Annotated in this window: 14 protein-coding genes and 1 riboswitch; of the genes, 7 read left to right on the forward strand and 7 right to left on the reverse strand. The window is 64.1% G+C overall.

The annotated features are described in order from the left end of the window. Window positions 1–145 precede the first annotated feature (145 nt). From KZJ38_RS14515 to KZJ38_RS14530, 4 genes are all read right to left on the reverse strand, one after another. The gene (locus tag KZJ38_RS14515; RefSeq protein ID WP_219796642.1) at window positions 146–1,063 is read right to left on the reverse strand and encodes an EamA family transporter; all 918 of its coding nucleotides are present in this window, start codon (window positions 1,061–1,063) and stop codon (window positions 146–148) included. A gap of 277 nt (window positions 1,064–1,340) precedes the next feature. Further along, the gene (locus KZJ38_RS14520; protein ID WP_219796644.1) at window positions 1,341–1,598 is read right to left on the reverse strand and encodes a pentapeptide MXKDX repeat protein; all 258 of its coding nucleotides are present in this window, start codon (window positions 1,596–1,598) and stop codon (window positions 1,341–1,343) included. A gap of 99 nt (window positions 1,599–1,697) precedes the next feature. Continuing rightward, a complete protein-coding gene (locus KZJ38_RS14525; protein WP_219796646.1) occupies window positions 1,698–2,474 on the reverse strand; it encodes a molybdopterin-dependent oxidoreductase in 777 nt (258 codons plus the stop codon). Between the two features lie 10 nt (window positions 2,475–2,484). Further along, complete coding sequence (locus KZJ38_RS14530) at window positions 2,485–3,159, reverse strand: cytochrome b/b6 domain-containing protein (RefSeq protein WP_219796648.1); 675 nt, start codon at window positions 3,157–3,159, stop codon at window positions 2,485–2,487. A 161-nt stretch (window positions 3,160–3,320) separates the two neighbouring features. Further along, window positions 3,321–3,478: riboswitch (TPP riboswitch) on the forward strand. Window positions 3,479–3,569: 91 nt separating this feature from the next. On the opposite strand from KZJ38_RS14530, the gene thiC reads away from it, so the two are divergent. The 5 genes from thiC (at window position 3,570) to KZJ38_RS14555 (ending at window position 9,949) form a co-directional block, all read left to right on the forward strand. After that, on the forward strand, window positions 3,570–5,516 hold the full coding sequence (gene thiC / locus KZJ38_RS14535; RefSeq protein WP_219796650.1) for a phosphomethylpyrimidine synthase ThiC: 1,947 nt from the start codon (window positions 3,570–3,572) through the stop codon (window positions 5,514–5,516). A 289-nt stretch (window positions 5,517–5,805) separates the two neighbouring features. Beyond that, window positions 5,806–6,018, forward strand: a complete 213-nt coding sequence (locus KZJ38_RS14540) for a glycine zipper 2TM domain-containing protein (RefSeq protein WP_219796652.1) — start codon at window positions 5,806–5,808, stop codon at window positions 6,016–6,018. A 221-nt stretch (window positions 6,019–6,239) separates the two neighbouring features. After that, window positions 6,240–6,803, forward strand: coding sequence for a hypothetical protein (locus KZJ38_RS14545; RefSeq protein WP_219796654.1), 564 nt, complete (start codon window positions 6,240–6,242; stop codon window positions 6,801–6,803). A 329-nt stretch (window positions 6,804–7,132) separates the two neighbouring features. Then, a complete protein-coding gene (locus KZJ38_RS14550) occupies window positions 7,133–8,731 on the forward strand; it encodes an L-lactate permease (RefSeq protein WP_219796656.1) in 1,599 nt (532 codons plus the stop codon). 225 nt (window positions 8,732–8,956) lie between these two features. Next, window positions 8,957–9,949: a DMT family transporter gene (locus tag KZJ38_RS14555; RefSeq protein ID WP_219796658.1), complete on the forward strand. Its 993-nt coding sequence runs from the start codon at window positions 8,957–8,959 to the stop codon at window positions 9,947–9,949. Between the two features lie 170 nt (window positions 9,950–10,119). Here KZJ38_RS14555 and bamC read toward each other — a convergent pair whose 3' ends face one another. Then, complete coding sequence (bamC, locus tag KZJ38_RS14560) at window positions 10,120–11,406, reverse strand: outer membrane protein assembly factor BamC (RefSeq protein WP_219796659.1); 1,287 nt, start codon at window positions 11,404–11,406, stop codon at window positions 10,120–10,122. A 397-nt stretch (window positions 11,407–11,803) separates the two neighbouring features. On the opposite strand from bamC, the gene KZJ38_RS14565 reads away from it, so the two are divergent. Together KZJ38_RS14565 and KZJ38_RS14570 are read left to right on the forward strand one after the other, a co-directional pair. Next, window positions 11,804–12,217: a DUF2844 domain-containing protein gene (locus KZJ38_RS14565; RefSeq protein WP_246641478.1), complete on the forward strand. Its 414-nt coding sequence runs from the start codon at window positions 11,804–11,806 to the stop codon at window positions 12,215–12,217. A 126-nt stretch (window positions 12,218–12,343) separates the two neighbouring features. Continuing rightward, the gene (locus tag KZJ38_RS14570) at window positions 12,344–13,588 is read left to right on the forward strand and encodes a DUF3443 domain-containing protein (RefSeq protein WP_219800340.1); all 1,245 of its coding nucleotides are present in this window, start codon (window positions 12,344–12,346) and stop codon (window positions 13,586–13,588) included. Between the two features lie 66 nt (window positions 13,589–13,654). Here KZJ38_RS14570 and KZJ38_RS14575 read toward each other — a convergent pair whose 3' ends face one another. Next, complete coding sequence (locus KZJ38_RS14575; protein WP_219796661.1) at window positions 13,655–14,779, reverse strand: OmpA family protein; 1,125 nt, start codon at window positions 14,777–14,779, stop codon at window positions 13,655–13,657. A gap of 112 nt (window positions 14,780–14,891) precedes the next feature. Next, window positions 14,892–17,045: a YadA family autotransporter adhesin gene (locus tag KZJ38_RS14580; RefSeq protein WP_246641479.1), complete on the reverse strand. Its 2,154-nt coding sequence runs from the start codon at window positions 17,043–17,045 to the stop codon at window positions 14,892–14,894. Window positions 17,046–17,390: the final 345 nt, after the last annotated feature.

Raw genomic sequence — 17,390 nt, forward strand, 5'->3', positions numbered from 1 at the left:
GCAAGCGCCGGCTACGAACGGCCGGCGTTACATGCGCGTGTACTGCGGTTACCGCGTGGGCGCGGCACTCACGTAGCGCGGATCAGTGGAGTGGAGCGGAGCTGAAGCGGATAGCGAACGGATGACGTTTTGCGCGGCGACGCATTCACGCTCGCGGGCGCCGCCGGTAGTCGAACCAGAACGATAGCCCGACGCTCGACAAAATAACGACCGTCGCGATCACCGTCGAACGCGTGACGGGCTCCGCCAGCAGCAGCGCGCCGAGCGCGACCGCGACGAGCGGATTCACATACATGCAACTGCTCGCGATGATCGGACTCGTGTGGCGGATCAAATAGCCGTACGCGACATACGCGGCCATCGTGCCGATCAGCATCAGGTAAAGAAACGCGACGACTGGCAGAAAGTGCAGTTCGAGCATCCGCTCGCCGGACGCGCACGCAACGAGCGTCGAGATCGCGCCGCCAAGACCGATCTGCAATGCAGTCGACAGAAACAGATCGGACGGCAGCGACAGGCGCCCGGCCAGATGCGCCCCGCCTGCCCAGAAGAGCGCCCCGCAGAGAATCGCGAGACTGCCGCCGGCGGAGCCCGGCGCCGTATCGCCGTGACTCAGGATCATGATGCCGATCAGCCCGAGTCCGACCGCGAACCACTCGCCGCGCGCGATGTGCCGGCCGGCCACCGCCGCGATCACGGTGGCGAAGAGCGGCACTGTCGCGACCATCACGGCCGCGGTGCCGGTGCCGACCGTGCGCATTCCGTACGCGAGCATGCCGCTCGACAGGCCGACGAGCATGGTGCCGACGAGCGCCGCATTGCGCACCTGCTCGAGGCTCGGCATCGTCGGACGCCGGCGAATGGCAAAGATAAACAGGCCGACGCCGGCGAAGAAGTTTCGCAGGCCCGACATCAGCAGCGGCGGGAACGAGCCGAGCGCGACGTGCACGCACAGATAGGTCGAGCCCCAGACCAGATAGACGACCGCCAGCGCGAGCACGATGCGCCCGCCCGTCGATTCGGGCAACCGGAACGGGAAACGCGCAGGCAGATTTACGCGCATGGGCGCCGCCTGCCGCTGCCCCTCGACGCTCGCGCCGGACCACGACGGTCAGGCGGCAACACGGCGGGGCACGCCGCGCAAAGGGGCGCGGCGGCGGCAAAACGGACTGGGCGGAAACGCATGGCAGTGGAACGGTAGATAGGCGCTGTAAAACGACGCCCTGCAATTATGCAGTAACCGTTCCGCCTGCCGTCGAAATAACGGCGACGCAATCGTAACGAAACGTTCGCGCGCCGTGCCGCCGCCGACGCGCTACCCTGGCTCGATCGCCTGCCGTTTAGTGGCTCATCGCGCCCGACGCTTCGTGACTCATGCCCATCGCGTCGTCGCCCTTCTTCATGCTGTCGTGCTTCATTTTGTCCTTCGAGCCCGACTTCGACATGCTGTCGTGAGACATGTTGTCGTGGGACATCGCACCGCCCTTTGCGTCATGCGACATCGCGTCGTTCGACATCGCGCCGCTTGCCTGTGCGAACGCGGCCGTGCCCGTTGCGAGGAATGCCACTGCCATTGCTGCCATTGCGAGTTTCTTCATGATTGACTCCGTGTGTGTATGTGTTGCCTCTATGTACCGGCGGTGCCGGGTGCCTTCCGAGGCTGCTGCTGCAAGCCATCGCGCGAGCAATGACGCACATCAGCTGCCTCCGAACCAGTTGTATCCCTGATCGCTCCAGTAGCCGCCGGGATACTTATTCGTGACGAAAATCTCGACGATGTGCTTCGGATTCTTGTAGCCGAGCTTGGTCGGCATCCGCAGCTTCATCGGGAAGCCGTATTTCGCGGGCAGACGCTCGCCGTCGTAATCGAATGCGAGCAGCGTCTGCGGATGCAGCGCCGTGGCCATGTCGATGCTTTCGTAGTAGTCGTCCGCGCATTTGAAGCCGACGTACTTCGCGCTCGTATCGGCGCCGACGCGCTTCAGGAAATCGCCGAACCGCGTGCCGCCCCAGCGGCCGACCGCACTCCAGCCTTCGACGCAGATATGCCGCGTGATCTGTTCCTCGTGCGGCAGCGCGACGAGTTCGGGCAGCGTCCATGTCCGCTTGCCCGTGACGAGGCCGCTCAGCTGCAGACGGTACGAAGCTTCATCGACATGCGGCACCTGGTCGATGCCGTAATACGCGTTGAACGGGAACGGGCGCGTGATCTGCGCTTCCGTATAAGTCGGCGCGAGCTGCGTCGGGCTGAACAGCAACGCCTGCGCGCTGTCGTTGAGCCGCGATACCGCGGTGAGAAACTTGTTGACCGATTCGTCGTCGGTCAGCGAACAGCCGGTCAGCATCGACAGACCGCCCAAGGTCAGCAACTGCTTGCCGAAGAGGCGCCGCGACGGCATGGCGAGTTCGCGCTGCGCGTCCTGCAGGATCGATTGACGGTCGAGTTTATGGGCCGGTTTGAGTTTGTCGTTCATCGCGTTCTCCTTACCGGCCACGCAGCATGGCGATCAGCGAGCGCGGCACGAGCGCCACCATCGCGAGGTGCACGGCGATAAACGCCGCCATCAGCGCCATCGCACAGAAGTGCACGACGCGTGCGTTGTCGTAGCCGCCCATCAGTTCGCGCAACAGCGGAAACTGCACCGACTTCCAGATTGCGAGGCCCGACAGCACGAGCACGATCAGATCGCAGATCACGAACAGATACGCGAACTTCTGCACCGCGTTGTAATGCGAGAGGTCCGCGTGCGACAGCTTGCCGGTCAGCGCCGCGAAAAAGTCACGCAGAATCGCGCGCGGCGACAGCGGAAAGAACTTGCGAGCGAAGCGCCCGCTTGCGAGGTTCAGCGCGAGATAGACGATGCCGTTGAACACGAGCAGCCACATCCCCGCGAAATGCCATTGCAGCGCACCGCCGAGCCAGCCGCCCAAGGTGAGGTTCGGCGGAATCTCGAAGCCGTGAAACACCGGCGACGCGTCGTAGATGCGCCAGCCCGACAGCATCATGACGATCGCGGCGATCGCATTGAGCCAGTGCCCGACCCGCACCCAGAGCGGATGAATCGTGCGCGAACCGGCAGCAGGCGGCGGCGCGGCGTGGCTATCGCCTTGGGGATGCGTGTCGCCGGGGCGGACGACAAGCTTCGCGTAAGGTTGCATGGCAGACTCCGTTATTCAGATCTGCACGTTTGTCGCCACCCCGCCGCCGATATGACAGCCGCATCCATAATTTTTTTGCCGACAAATTCCTGTCAAAGAAATTTGCCCAAAGCGGTGCCAAAAGCTTTGCCAAACGAGGCCAAGCCAGGTTATCTTGTCCGCTGCTAACGCGGGGGTCCTGCGTTACGCATCGTTGTCCGCCGATTTCAGATCGAGCCTGCTCGACGGTCGGCAGCCAATATCGCGTAGCGTGGGTGAGAAATACCCTTTGAACCTGATCTGGATAATGCCAGCGCAGGGAAGCGTTCGGGTTCCGCCACATTAAGCTGCAAGCCTCTCGCGAACCCGTCCCACTTCCTCTCGTCTCCCGTGTAGCGCAACCAGAAAGCGGTCCGCCACAGGAGAGCCACGTGAACGCCAACCCGAAGTTCATTTCCGCCGAAGCGCATGTCGATGCAGCTGCCGTCGAGCCGCTGCCGAATTCGCGCAAGGTTTACGTCACCGGGTCGCAGCCCGATATTCGCGTGCCGATGCGCGAGATCACGCAAGCCGATACGCCGACCGGCTTCGGCGGCGAGAAGAATCCGCCGATCTATGTCTACGACACGTCGGGCCCGTACACGGACCCCGACGCGCGCATCGATATCCGCGCCGGCCTGCCCGCGCTGCGCCAGCGCTGGATCGAAGCGCGCGGCGACACCGTGTCGCTCGACGGCCTGTCGAGCGATTACGGTCGCGAACGCGCAGCCGACCCGGCCACCGCGCAATTGCGCTTCCCGGGCCTGCACCGCACGCCGCGCCGCGCCGTAGCCGGCGCGAACGTGTCGCAAATGCACTATGCGAAGAAAGGCATTGTCACGCCCGAAATGGAGTACATCGCGATTCGCGAAAACCAGCGGCGTGCCGAATACCTCGAAAGCCTGCGCACGAGCGGCCCGAACGGGGCCAAGCTCGCCGCGATGATGGGCCGCCAGCATCCGGGCCAGGCGTTCGGCGCAACCGCATTCGGCGCAGCGGCGCCCGGCGCAAATGCGCTGAAGGAAATCACGCCCGAGTTTGTGCGCGAGGAAGTCGCGCGCGGCCGCGCAATCATTCCAGCCAACATCAATCACCCGGAAAGCGAGCCGATGATCATCGGCCGCAACTTCCTTGTGAAGATCAACGCGAACATCGGCAATTCGGCCGTCACGTCGTCGATCGGCGAGGAAGTCGACAAGATGACCTGGGCGATCCGCTGGGGCGGCGACACGGTCATGGACCTGTCGACCGGCAAGCACATTCATGAAACGCGTGAATGGATCATCCGCAATAGCCCGGTGCCGATCGGCACGGTACCGATCTATCAGGCCCTCGAGAAGGTGAACGGCAAAGCCGAGGATCTGACGTGGGAAATTTTCCGCGACACGCTGATCGAGCAGGCCGAACAGGGCGTCGACTACTTCACGATTCACGCGGGCGTGCGCCTGCAATACGTGCCGCTCACCGCGAACCGGATGACGGGCATCGTGTCGCGCGGCGGCTCGATCATGGCGAAGTGGTGTCTCGCGCATCATCGCGAGTCGTTCCTCTATGAGCACTTCGAGGACATCTGCGAAATCATGAAGGCGTACGACGTGAGCTTCTCGCTCGGCGACGGCCTGCGTCCCGGCTCGATCTACGACGCCAACGACGAAGCGCAACTCGGCGAACTGAAGACGCTCGGCGAGCTCACCCAGATCGCGTGGAAGCACGACGTGCAAGTGATGATCGAAGGCCCGGGCCATGTGCCGATGCAGTTGATCAAGGAGAATATGGACCTGCAGCTGGAATGGTGCGACGAAGCGCCGTTCTACACGCTCGGGCCGCTCACGACCGACATCGCGCCGGGCTACGATCACATCACGTCGGGTATCGGCGCCGCGATGATCGGCTGGTTCGGCACCGCGATGCTCTGCTACGTGACGCCGAAGGAACACCTCGGCTTGCCGAACAAGGACGACGTGAAGGAAGGCATCATCACGTACAAGCTTGCGGCGCACGCGGCCGATCTGGCAAAGGGTCATCCGGGCGCGCAGGTGCGCGATAACGCGCTCTCGAAGGCGCGCTTCGAATTCCGCTGGGAAGATCAGTTCAACCTCGGCCTCGATCCGGACAAGGCGCGCGAATTCCACGACGAAACGCTGCCGAAAGATTCCGCCAAAGTTGCACACTTCTGCTCGATGTGCGGACCGCACTTCTGCTCGATGAAAATCACGCAGGACGTGCGTGAGTTCGCCGCGCAACAGGGTGTGAGCGACGACGAAGCGCTGCGCAAAGGCATGGAAGTGAAGGCCGTCGAGTTTGTGAAGAGCGGCGCCGAGATTTATCAGCGGCAGTAAAAAGCACCTCTTTCAGGCCTTAACGCATTCGCGTGCGCAATCTTTGCGTGACGCGGTGCGATACAAAGCCCGCCGTTCGATTGGACGCGCGGGCTTTTTGTCGAGTATGCACTCGCGCCTGCGAAGCGCCGCAAGAATCGGGCCGCAATGAAACATTTCATTACCGAACAGACGCTTTGCTGACAAGCTCACACAAATCGAAACCGCACCCGGCGATACCATGATCCGTAAGGGTTGAAGGGCTGCGGACGGATCGCACTCTGCCCGTTCAAGAATAAGGAGCGAGATCATGAAATCGTTGAAGCGAATCGGAGCGTGTGCAGCAATGGCGATCTTCGTCGCGGGTCTCTCGGCGTGCGGTGACATGTCGCGTCAAGGGCGCGATACAGCGGTTGGCGCAGGTGTCGGCGCGGCGGCCGGCGCGGCGATCGGCGGCACGGGTCTGTCGACGGTGGGTGGCGCCGCGGCGGGCGGTCTTATCGGTCATGAGGTTGGCAAGTAGTTGGCACGTGAGGTCGCAAACGACACAAACGAGCCGCATACGAAAATCGCGAGCGCGCATAAGACGTGCGATGCGTCTCACGCGCCGCGATCTTTTGCAACGCTGTGAAATATGCAGTAACCACTTTGCAACGCGTGCATTGCACTGCTGACGTAAGCTCGTCGCATCAATGAATGCGCGCCACGGCAGCATGGCGTCGCGACCCGTATCAGGAGCACGTCATGAAACCGTTTCCCGCCGCGGCTCGCGTGAGCGGCGCTGCCGCTTTTACCCTTGCGCTATCCGGCTGCTACTACGTCGGGCCTTATCCCTACGGTTACTACGGCGCAGCGCCGTATCCGTCTCCTTACGCGACGACCGGCGTCACACCGGGTGCAACGCAAGGGCCAACGCAAGGGCCAACGCAAGGGCCAACGCAAGGCTTGACCCAAGGCCCAATCCAAGGCCCACCGCAAGGCGACGAAACAAACGGTCAATACGCTGCGCCCGCCGGCGCCGATGACGAACCGGAAGATGCCGATCCGAACGCAAATGCGGCGAACGGCTATGCGGTACCGCCCCCTGGCGCGCAAGCCCAACAGGGACCGCAAGCGGCACCGCCCGCTGGCGTCTATGCACCGGCGCCGGTCGCCGTCGCGCCTGCCTACTATCCTGCTTATCCGGCGTATTACCCGCCCTACTACGGCGGCTACGGGCCAGGCTGGTGGGGGCCCGGCGTCGCGCTCAACTTCGGCTTCTATGGTCACTATGGCCACTACGGTCATTACGGCTATCACCATCACTGATCGATGGCGGCACACTGCCAACGCATTACAAATTCAGTGGTAACCATTTCATTTTCATTACACCGGAATAGAGGCCGACAAGAAGTGTTGACCCCTTCTGGTGGACTTCGCGAGCCGAGCGCGCGTTTCAAGGTTGTTTCCCTATTGACTGCATTCGCGCGCGCTCTATCCTTGCGGTTGCCACTGCTACGCCTGCTTAAAAAAGAGGAGCCGCGCTTTTCAGCATTGCGCGCGGCGCCATCGTCATCCGTACTGCTCCCCCTCGACTCGCCATGTCATGCGCGAAGGTGCAGAACCATGTCGATTCGAATTACAAAGAAGGAGACGTGATGTTTCACCAGCTGTTGACGCCTATCGGTAACTCGCTGTTCCCGTCGTTCATCGTTGCCGCTTTACCCATCATCGTGGTACTCATCCTGCTCGGCTGGGCTCGTCGGCCCGCGTGGCAGGCCTCGCTTGCGGGCCTGATCGTCGGCCTTATCGTCGCGATCTTCGTGTGGCAGTTCCCGGTCGGACTCGCGATCAACTCAGTCGTCGCGGGCGCGGTGTTCGCAGTCTGGCCCGTGATGTGGATCGTGGTGACCGCGATCCTGCTGTACAACATCTCGGTGCGCTCGGGCCGCTTCGCCGCCTTCCGGATGTGGTTGATCGACCACCTGCCTAACGACAGGCGCATCGTGCTCGTCGTGGTCGGCTTCTCGTTCGGCGCACTGCTCGAAGGCATCTCGGGCTTCGGCACGCCGATCGCGATCACGAGTTCGCTGCTCATCATGATGGGCTTCCCGACGCTCGAAGCACTGACCTTCACGCTGATCTTCAACACCGCGCCCGTTGCGTTCGGCGCGCTCGGTGTGCCGATCACGGTGCTCGGCGCAGTCACGCACCTGCCTGCCGACACGCTCGGCAAGATGGTCGGCCGCCAGTTGCCGTTCTTCGCGTTCCTGCTGCCGTTCTATGTGATGGCCGTGTATGCGGGCTTCCGCAAGATGGCGGCGATCTGGCCGGTGCTGTTGGTGTCGGGCGGCAGCTTTGCGTTGACGCAGTTCATTACGTCGAACTACATCAACTACAGCCTGACCGACGTGCTGTCGTCGCTCGTGTCGCTCGTCGTCACGATCCTGTTCCTGCGCGTGTGGCGCCCCGCCCCCGATCCGGAATTCGCGATCAACATCGATCGCGCGAACGAAGTGCGCAGCGAGATCAGCGGCGTCCAGGGCTGGTATCCGTGGCTGATCGTATCGGCGGTCGTGATCATCTGGACCGTCGCGAAGATCTTCCTGATCGGCGATGTCAAGGTGCCGTGGCCGGGCCTCGACAAAGCGGTCTTCATCACGCTCTATAACCAGCCGTACGGCGCGATCTGGGACTTCCAGCCGCTTGCGACCGGCACTGCGATTCTCGTCGCCGCGATCATCACGTCGTTCGTCGTCGGCCTGAAGCCGTCGGAGTTCGGCCGCGCGGTGGTCGATACGTGGGTGCAGACGCGTATCGCGATCTTCACGGTCGCGACGATCGTCGGCCTCGCGTACCTGATGAACTACTCGGGTCTCAACTACACGCTGGGTCTCGGCGTGGCATCGGTCGGCGCATTCTTCCCGCTCGTGTCCGCGTTCCTCGGCTGGGTCGCGGTGTTCCTGTCGGGCAGCGATACGTCTGGCAATGCGCTGTTCGGCAACCTGCAGGTGGTCGCCGCGAATCAGCTGGGTCTGCATCCGGTGCTGATGGCCGCGACCAACTCGTCGGGCGGTGTGATGGGCAAGATGATCTCGCCGCAAAACATCTCGACCGGTGTCGCGACGACGGAACTGAAGGGCAAGGAAGGCGTCGTGTTCGCGAAGACCTTCAAGCACTCGATCTTCCTCACGATCGTGCTCGGCGTTCTTGTGTGGCTGCAGCAGAACTACCTGCAAGGGATGATCCCGCATTGATCGCAGCAGACCGCGCTCCGTGCGCGGTTTGGTGCGCGATTTGATGCGCGCGATTTGATGTGCGGTTTGGTAATCAGATCGCCCCGTACGGGCGGCGCTTTTGAAGCGCCGCCCGTTTTCATTTGCGCCGCGCCCACCGCGTTTCACGCATCTCCTTTCATTTACCCTCCCGTTTATTGCTATTTCATTCCAGCGTGAACCGTCACGCTTACAGCCGGTGATACCATGCGTGCGCGTCCCGACTCAACTGCGCGTGACGTCCCGCCCATGACTCCAGTCAATATCGTTCAGCTGACAATTCTCGCCGCGCTCTGGGGCGCTTCGTTTCTCTTTATCCGCATCGGCGTGAGCGACTTCGACGTCGCGCCGTTGATGGCGCTGCGCGTCGGCATCGGTGCGCTGTTTCTTCTCGTCGTGCTGATTATCCGGCGGCCGTTGCGCGAGTCGATCGATACGCTCAAGCGGCGCGCGTGGCCGCTCGTGGTTGTAGGCGTGCTGAATTCGGCCGCGCCGTTTTGCCTCTTTGCCTATGCGGAGCTCACGCTGTCGGCCGGTGTGACGTCGGTGATCAACGCGACCACGCCGCTGTGGGGCGCGCTCGTCGCGTTCGTATGGCTGAAGGACCGTTTGAGCACGCTGCGCAGCATCGGCCTCGCGATCGGCTTCGCCGGCGTGCTGATGCTGGTCTGGGATCAGATCGTCGCGCCGAGCTCGGGCACCGTCGCCACGCCCGCGACGACGGCGCTCGCGGCCGCCGCGGCGCTTGGCGCAACGCTGCTGTACGGCATCGCGGCGAGCTATACGAAGCGGCATCTGATGGGCGTCGACGCATTGACGGTCGCAACCGGCACGATGATCGGCGCGACCGTCGTGCTGCTGCCGCTCGCCATCGCACAATGGCCGGCGGCGCCGATCTCGCTGCACGCGTGGACATCGGTGCTCGGCCTCGGCATTGGCTGCACCGGCATCGCGTATATGCTGTACTTCCATCTGATCGCGGTCGCCGGTCCCGCGCGAGCCATGACCGTGACGTTTGTGATTCCTCTGTTCGGCATTCTGTGGGGCGCGCTGTTTCTTGGCGAACGCGTGTCGGCCGGCATGCTCGCGGGCTGCGCGGTGATTCTCGTCGGCACCGCGCTCTCGACCGGCGTTGTCAAGCGCCTTCCTGGGTTCGGTGCCCGCGGTGGCGCGACCGCCGCCGCAGCCGATAAACGTTGATTTGATGCAGCGGCGCTGAAAACCGGCGCTAACCATCACCCGCAACAAAGAAAAAGCCGCGAGACGATCGTCGTCTCGCGGCTTTATGCTTTTGGCTCAGGGCTTTCGGCTTGGTACGTTCCAAAGGCCGCTGTCACGCGGCGGCCACTGCCGATACCTAATCGCGGCGGTCAGTGCAGCTGATCGATCATCAGCGACATGATCTGCGTCGCCTGCGGCGACTTATCGACCGAGCCCTTGTCGTCGATGATGGCAACCCGCGTCTGGTTCGGCGTGATCGCACGCACGTTCACGCGATATTGCTTCGCGACTTTCTCCTTGCGGCCGTGGAAGACCTGGCTCCAGAAGCCCTGTTCGGCAGAGGTCATGTCTTTCGGATCGACGTAACGGACGAAGTAGATACCCTTCGTACGGTCGCGATCGTCAACCGTGAAGTTGCTGCGATCGAGCGCGAGCCCCACGCGCAGCCACGCGCGATCGTACGGTTCGCCGAGCATCAGCTCGTCGTTCGAGTACTGCGCGCTCGGGCCGGCGTTGACGGCGCTGCCGTTGACGGCCCGCTCGTCAGCCGTCGGCGTCTGCGCGGCGAGCGCGACGTTTTGCGCGGCCGTGGCGGCAGCGGCGGAATTCGCACCGGTGGCGCCTGCGCCTGCACCTGCACCTGCAGCCACATTCGGCGCCGTTTGCGCGCCCGCCGGCGACAGCGCGACGTTCTGGATATCTCCTCCCGTCGTGCCGGACGGGTTCGCGCGCGCCTGCGCCTGCGCGATCGACGCCATCAGGCGCTTCAGATATTCGGCTTCGAGTGCCGGATCGTTCGGCTTGACCGCCCAGGTGCTCGAATCGTTGTTCGCGCCGGTCAGCTGTTCGCGCAGCCCCTTCTGGCTCACGAACACATACGTGCCGCCGTTCGGCGCCGCCTCGAGACGCGTGCGGTACTTGTTGCGCTCGGCCGTCACGTACGAATTGCCCAGCGCCTTCGTCAGCGTGCTGCGGATCAGACCGTCGTTGATGGCCGGATGCGTTTCGTTCCAGTCCGTTTCCATCACATTCCGCTTACGGTCGTCGACGACCAGCAGGAAGCCCTGTTCCTGCCAGAAGCGGCGCACCTGGGGCCACACCTGGTCCGGCGACTCGCTGTCGACGACGAGCCAGCTTTCGGTGCCGTCGCGCTGGATATGCATGCCGGACACCGACGGCACCACGGGCGTGTCGGTCGGCGCCGTGCTCTGCACCTGCTGCAGCGCGGAGAGGGACGTCTGACCGCCCTGCGGCGGCAGCGAACGCTGATCGGCGGTCTCGTCGATCATGTTCGGCGGAATGGCAAGCGACACTTCCTTCGATTTCTGGTCGCTTTTGTAGTCGATTTTGGTCGGCGACGACGTGCCGCAGCCGGCGACCAGCCCGCCAGCCATCAGCAATGCTGCGAACCGCTTGGTGAGACGAAGATCAGTCATGTTCGGGGAATCCTTCCGCTACGCCACGGCAGTATCCGTGGATCAACCCGGTATTTTACCGGTCCGGCGACCCCGATGGCAAAAACCGGGGTGGCAGGCTCACATTGCGCGCACACGCGCACCGAAATTTAACACTTGGCAAGGTTTTCACAGCCGTTCGAGCAAACCATCGAATTCGGGATAAGTCTATTGTTTTGTCTGGAAATTCCGGACTCGCTGCACACCTAATTTTGAGATTGAAATCGCCCGCTATCTCTCGCAGTTGATGGGCCGGACAAACGCGGTGCTATCTTGAATTAACGATCTCAAAAAAGTTAGGAAACCTAGTGAAATGAATTTAACGATAACCCCACACATTATGCGCTTGGCCGTTGCGCTCGCGGCCGGCGTGTCTGCCATGCTGATCGCGTCGACGGCCTGCGCGCAACTCGGCGGCACGATGCCTGCCACGCCGCGCGCCGGGAGCGCGGCCGTCGCGAATCACATGGCCGACGCCAGCATCCGGATCCGCGCGTGGACCGACGAAGGCGGCACGAAGATTCACGAATACGCGACCGGCGACGGACTGATATTCGCCTACACGTGGGAAGGCCCGACGATGCCCAACCTCGACGGGCTGCTGGGCCGGTACAGCGCGTCTTATCGCGCGAAAGCGGCCGAGCTTGCCGGCGCACGAAACAGCCTGCATGCGTCGCGCGTCGCGCAGCCCGACCTGATTGTCGATTCCGGTGGACAGATGCGCAGTTACGTGGGCCGCGCATGGCTGCCGACGGTGATACCGCCCGGCATTTCGCCCGCGGACTTGCAATGACGGAGAACTCTCGTGGACACGCGAATCGCTCTTCTTCACCCCGGTGCTGTCCTCCACACTTTGCAGGCCCAATACGCGAAACTCGCGCTCGCGGCCGGACTGGCCAGCCACACAGTCGCGGTGGCGATGGTCCTCGTTTCGGTAGCGGCACTGACCGGATGCGGCGGCGGCAGGGGCGCCGAACAGCCGCCCATCGCGGCCGGCCCCGCGAATCCGCCCAGCGACGAACCGCCCGCGCCCCCCTCCCCTTCATCGCCGTCCGTCCCGCAGTCGAGCACGCCGAACGTGCAACCGATTGCCGTCAACGCATTGCCGAGCCGCGTGCGCAACATGCTGACGACGAGCGTCACGGTCTGCGCGCCCTCGACCAGCGAGTGCGCGACGATCGACAATGTGCAGGTCGATACCGGATCGAGCGGGCTGCGCATTCTTGCATCCGCGCTGCCGGCCTCGCTTGAATTGCCAGCGGTGGCCGGCGCCGGCGCCGGCGGTGCGGCAGGCGTCGGCACCATCAGCGGCGCATGCGGTGTGTTCGGCAGCGGGTACACGTGGGGCGCGGTGCGAACCGCCGACGTGCGCATGGCCGGGCAGATCGCCGCGGCGCTGCCGATTCAGGTAATCGCCGACCCGTCCTTGCCGACCGTCCCCAGCGACTGCGCGAGTTCAGGCCCACCGATGATGTCGCCGGCGACGCTGCGTGTGAACGGCATTCTCGGTGTCGGCCTTTTCGCCACCGACTGCGGCAGCGCATGCACACGCAACGCGCTGCCGCGCTGGTACTACACCTGCGTGTCCGGCGGGGCATGCACGTCGGGTTCGCAGCCGCTCGCCTCGCAAATCGGCAATCCGGTCGCCGACTTCGCGGAGAACAACAACGGCGTGATCATCGAGTTGCCGGCGATTCCGGACACCGGCGTGCAATCCATCACGGGCCAGCTGATTTTCGGTATCGGCACGCAGGCGAACAACACGCTCGGCGGCGCGACCGTGATCAGAACGAATACGCAGACCGGCCGCATCGTAACGAAGGCGGATGGGCTGACGTGGCCGAACAGCTTTATCGACAGCGGCTCGAACGGCATATTCTTTGCCGCGACGCTGAACCAGTGCGGCGTGTGGTACTGCCCGCCGTCCAGCGCGACGCAAACGGCCACGATGACCGGCACGGACGGCGCCGCTGTCACGCTCTCGTTTCCGGTCGGCAACGCGCAGACGCTGTTCGCCAGTGCGAACAACGCATTCGACAACCTCGCGGGGCCGTCGAACACGATGTTCGACTGGGGACTGCCGTTTTTCTTCGGACGGCGTGTCTATACCGCGATCGAGACGCGCGCGACCGCCGCGGGCAACGGGCCGTACTACGCGTTCTGAATCGCGGCGCAGCGCGTGGCAAGCCGGCTAGCCGGCTTGCTGCCCTTCCAGCCGTTCCAGCGCCCGCTACCCCTTCGACCGCGCGCCAACGACACGAATCTCGACGCGCCGGTCGCCCGCCAGGCAATCAATCAAGGCCGCGCGATCGCGCATCGCACACGCACTGCCCGGCTGTGCCTTGCCGAGACCACGCGCATCGATCGGCACGCTCACGCCGCTGTCCGCCAGATAGCGCCGCACAGTATCGGCGCGCAGCCACGACAGACGCAGGTTGTAGCCGTCCGACCCGAGCCTGTCCGTGTAGCCCGATACGACAAGCCGCTCGATGGCGTCGAGCGCGTGCAGGCGCACCGCAATGCGGTCGAGCTGCCGGCGCCCTTCGTCGCTGATCGCCGCGAGATCGCCGCGACCAAACTCGAACAGCGCATCGGCCGACAGCGAAATGACCTCCGGCTCCTGCGGAACCGGTCGCTCGACCGTACAGGCGGCGAGCGCCTGTTCAGCTTCGCGCAACGGCGTCTGCAGGTGTTCGGTGCGCTGCTGCGCGGTCGAGAACGCGCGCGTCCATGCATCGTGCCCTGCGCGCGTCAGTTCGACTTCAGCGCATGCGGCCCGCTTCTGAGCCGGTGGACATGCGGCGAAACGACTGTCGGCTTTGAGCGCATTCAGTTGCGCCCATAAATCCGGCCGCACGGGTACCGATGTGCGCAAGCGTGACGCTTCGGCGGTCTTTCGATGATCGGCACTGACGTCCGATACGGGCACTGCGTCGACGGCACCCGCGCCTCCCGTCGCGCTATAGCTGGCGCTCATGCCCGATTCGAGCCCGTCGATCAGCGCCGTTGCCTCGCCGATCGATTCCTCGACGAAGCCCCACTCATCACGCGCCGCAAAGGCCGCCCGACCGGTGTCGATCCAGCATTGCGCCTTCGCGCCCACATACGAATCTCTCTTCGGCCCGAACTGGTCGAGCCTTGCCTGCAACGCATCGAGCGTCGCACCGCGGCGCTTGATCGGCGTGTACGTGTCGGTCCATTGCTTCACTGCCGCGCCCGCTGCTGCGTCCTGCGGCGTACCAAATCCGCGCTGCGTGACCGACGGATCGCGGATATCGAGTTTCTCGCGCGCCACCTCGCTTGCGCACCCCGAAAAGGTGGCGAGCGCGGCCGCGACGACGACCCATTGCTTCATTTCGTTCCCTCGCGCATGCGCGCCGCGCGTGCATGCGATGACACTCCGCACGCACGGCGCTCGTTCACTGCTTCTGTGGTTTTGCTTCGACGCTCAAACTGGGCGCGGTGCGTCAGTCTCCGATGACGAAGCCGACTCCCGCGCGGACGATCGTGCTGTTGCCGCCTGACGATGCGACGCCCGCGTTGACGTTGAACGTGCCCTTCTCGCTCCAGCGCGACACGCCGAGCGCAAGCGCCGCCTGGCCGCGATAGGCCGCGACACCGGCGTTGAGCGTGGTGCGCCCCGGCAGATACGGCGTGACGATCTGCAGCGCGGAGGCCGAGGCGATGCCTTTGCGCGTGCTGCGGTCGAGATCGTTGAGAGCCTGATTCGTCTGGTTGAACGCGGCATTCAACTGATCGAGGTTGACGGCGTCGGTGCCACGCGTGCCCGCCGCGACATTCGTGATTTGCCGCTCGGCGCCGGCACTGCCGACCGACACCGCGTTCGCCCGATCGGCAACCGAACCGGCACCGAGCGCCACCGCGCCATCCGCGGTGGCGGCGGCGTTCCAGCCGAACGCCGATGCACCGTTCCCTTTCGCGACGGCCTGAGCCCCAATTGCGCTTGCCGTGTCGCCGGCCGCGCTCGCATTCGCACCGAGCGCGAGCGCCGCCGCGCCATTTGCCGATGCATTGGCGCCGAGCGCGGCCGCGTGCGTGCCGCTTGCCTGCGCAGCCTCGCTCGCGGCATTGCCGTTCACGACGATGAACGGGCTCGGCGCGCGCGGCAAATCGTTGATGATCGCCTGACTGATCGCACTGTTCAGCTGGCCCAGGTTGACCGCATCGGAATCGGCCGCGCCATTCGCCACGTTGTGAATCTGCGTGCCGCCGGCGCGGCCCTGACCAAGTGTGACGCTGCCGTAGTCGACACGGCCATCGATGTTGTCGTAGGTCACCGCGCTGGTCGCGTGGCCGTTGCCATCGATCAGACCTGCGTCCTTCAATTGACGCACGTTGACCGCGTCGGTATCAGCAACGCCCGCTGCGACGTTCGCGATCTGACGCTCGTACCCGGCGGCACCGACCGATACGACGTTCTCGCGGTCCGCAACCGAGTTCGCCCCGAGCGCAATCGAATTCGCCGCCGTCGCGCGCGCATTGCCGCCGATCGCTACCGCCTCGGCGCCTGTTGCCGCCGCATCGCTCAACACCGAGTTCGCGCGGAAGTATCGGACCACCGTCGTCGTGCCGCCCGAGATGTTGTTGATCACGTTGGTCAGATCGTCGATGCGGATCGTATTCGCGCTTACGCGCCCATCGAGATTCGTCAACGCATCGCCGACGTTGTGATACAGATCACCGCCAATCGTGTATGCCGGGGCCAGCACGCTGCCATCGGCCCCGACCGCCGCGCCGCCGCCGAGCGCTGCCGTGACGCCCTTTAATTGCGCGACGTTGACGACATCGGTATCAAAGGTGCCTGCCGCCACGTTGATGATTTGCCGCTGCAGATCCGCATTGCCGATCGACACCGCGTTCTGCCGGCTCGCGATCGAGTTCGCGCCTAGCGCGACGCTGCCCGCGCCGGTTGCTAGCGTGTCCGCGCCTAGCGCAAGCGCACGCGCCGCGTCCGCACCGGTCGCCGCGTTCGAGCCCAGCGCGACCGACTCCGCACCCGACGCAGTCGACTCCGCACCCATCGCAAGCGTCGCGGCGCCGTCAGCTCGCGCCAGATAGCCGATCGCAACGGCACTGTCCGATTCGAAGCCTGTGGTCGCGCCCGTGCCGATCGCGGTCGTGCGCAACCCCAGCGCTCCCGCACCCGACCCGACTGCAGTCGAATAGTTGCGCGCCGCGAATGCGCCGGCGCCGACTGCGCTCGCGTTGATACCCGAAGCGGCCGATGTTGGGCCGACCGCCATCGCATTGAGATCGGCGGATGCATGAGTCGGCACGCCCGGCGTGGTGTTCGGGCTCACCGCGATGTAATCGGTGACGAGCGCCGCGGCAAGCACGGTCGCCGGCAACGGCAGCGCGGATGGTTGAGTCAGGATCTGCTGCATCATCTGAAGCGGCACGCGGTCCGCTTCGGCCGTCTCAATCGCATCGGCCGCCCGCGCAGCATGCGCGAACGAGGCCGCGCCGACTCCGACCGCAAGCACCGCAAGCCGCGCCTTTCCCGCCGGCGGCCGCAGCAGCCATCGCCGCGCACTGCGCTCAGCCCCCACCACCGATGCATATTGGTCGCGCGCACGCGTGACATATCGTCTGTTCTTCATCTCTAGCCCGTAACCCGTAAATGACCGACTGAATCAGGCGAACTCCGGCCTCCCGGCTTCAGTAGCCGGGACAGCACATCCTCGCCGCTTTTTAATATGGATATCGAATTAAATTGAGGAAACCTGCAACTTCACGATTTACTCTCCTGGCTGCTTTGCCACACCACACCCCGTATCGAACCGTCAGCGTCCGGGATCCGGTCGCGTTGAGCCCCGCTTTGAACCGCGCGTTGGCGGTTGCACTGACGGACCCGCGATGCTGCACGACAAGTTTTCTTACGTCGACAGCAGGCGAATCCTACAAAGATTCGGAATGGTCCGATACAAGAAAACTCCCAAAATGCT

It is taken from the genome of Paraburkholderia edwinii (genome assembly GCF_019428685.1).
GTDB lineage: Bacteria > Pseudomonadota > Gammaproteobacteria > Burkholderiales > Burkholderiaceae > Paraburkholderia > Paraburkholderia edwinii.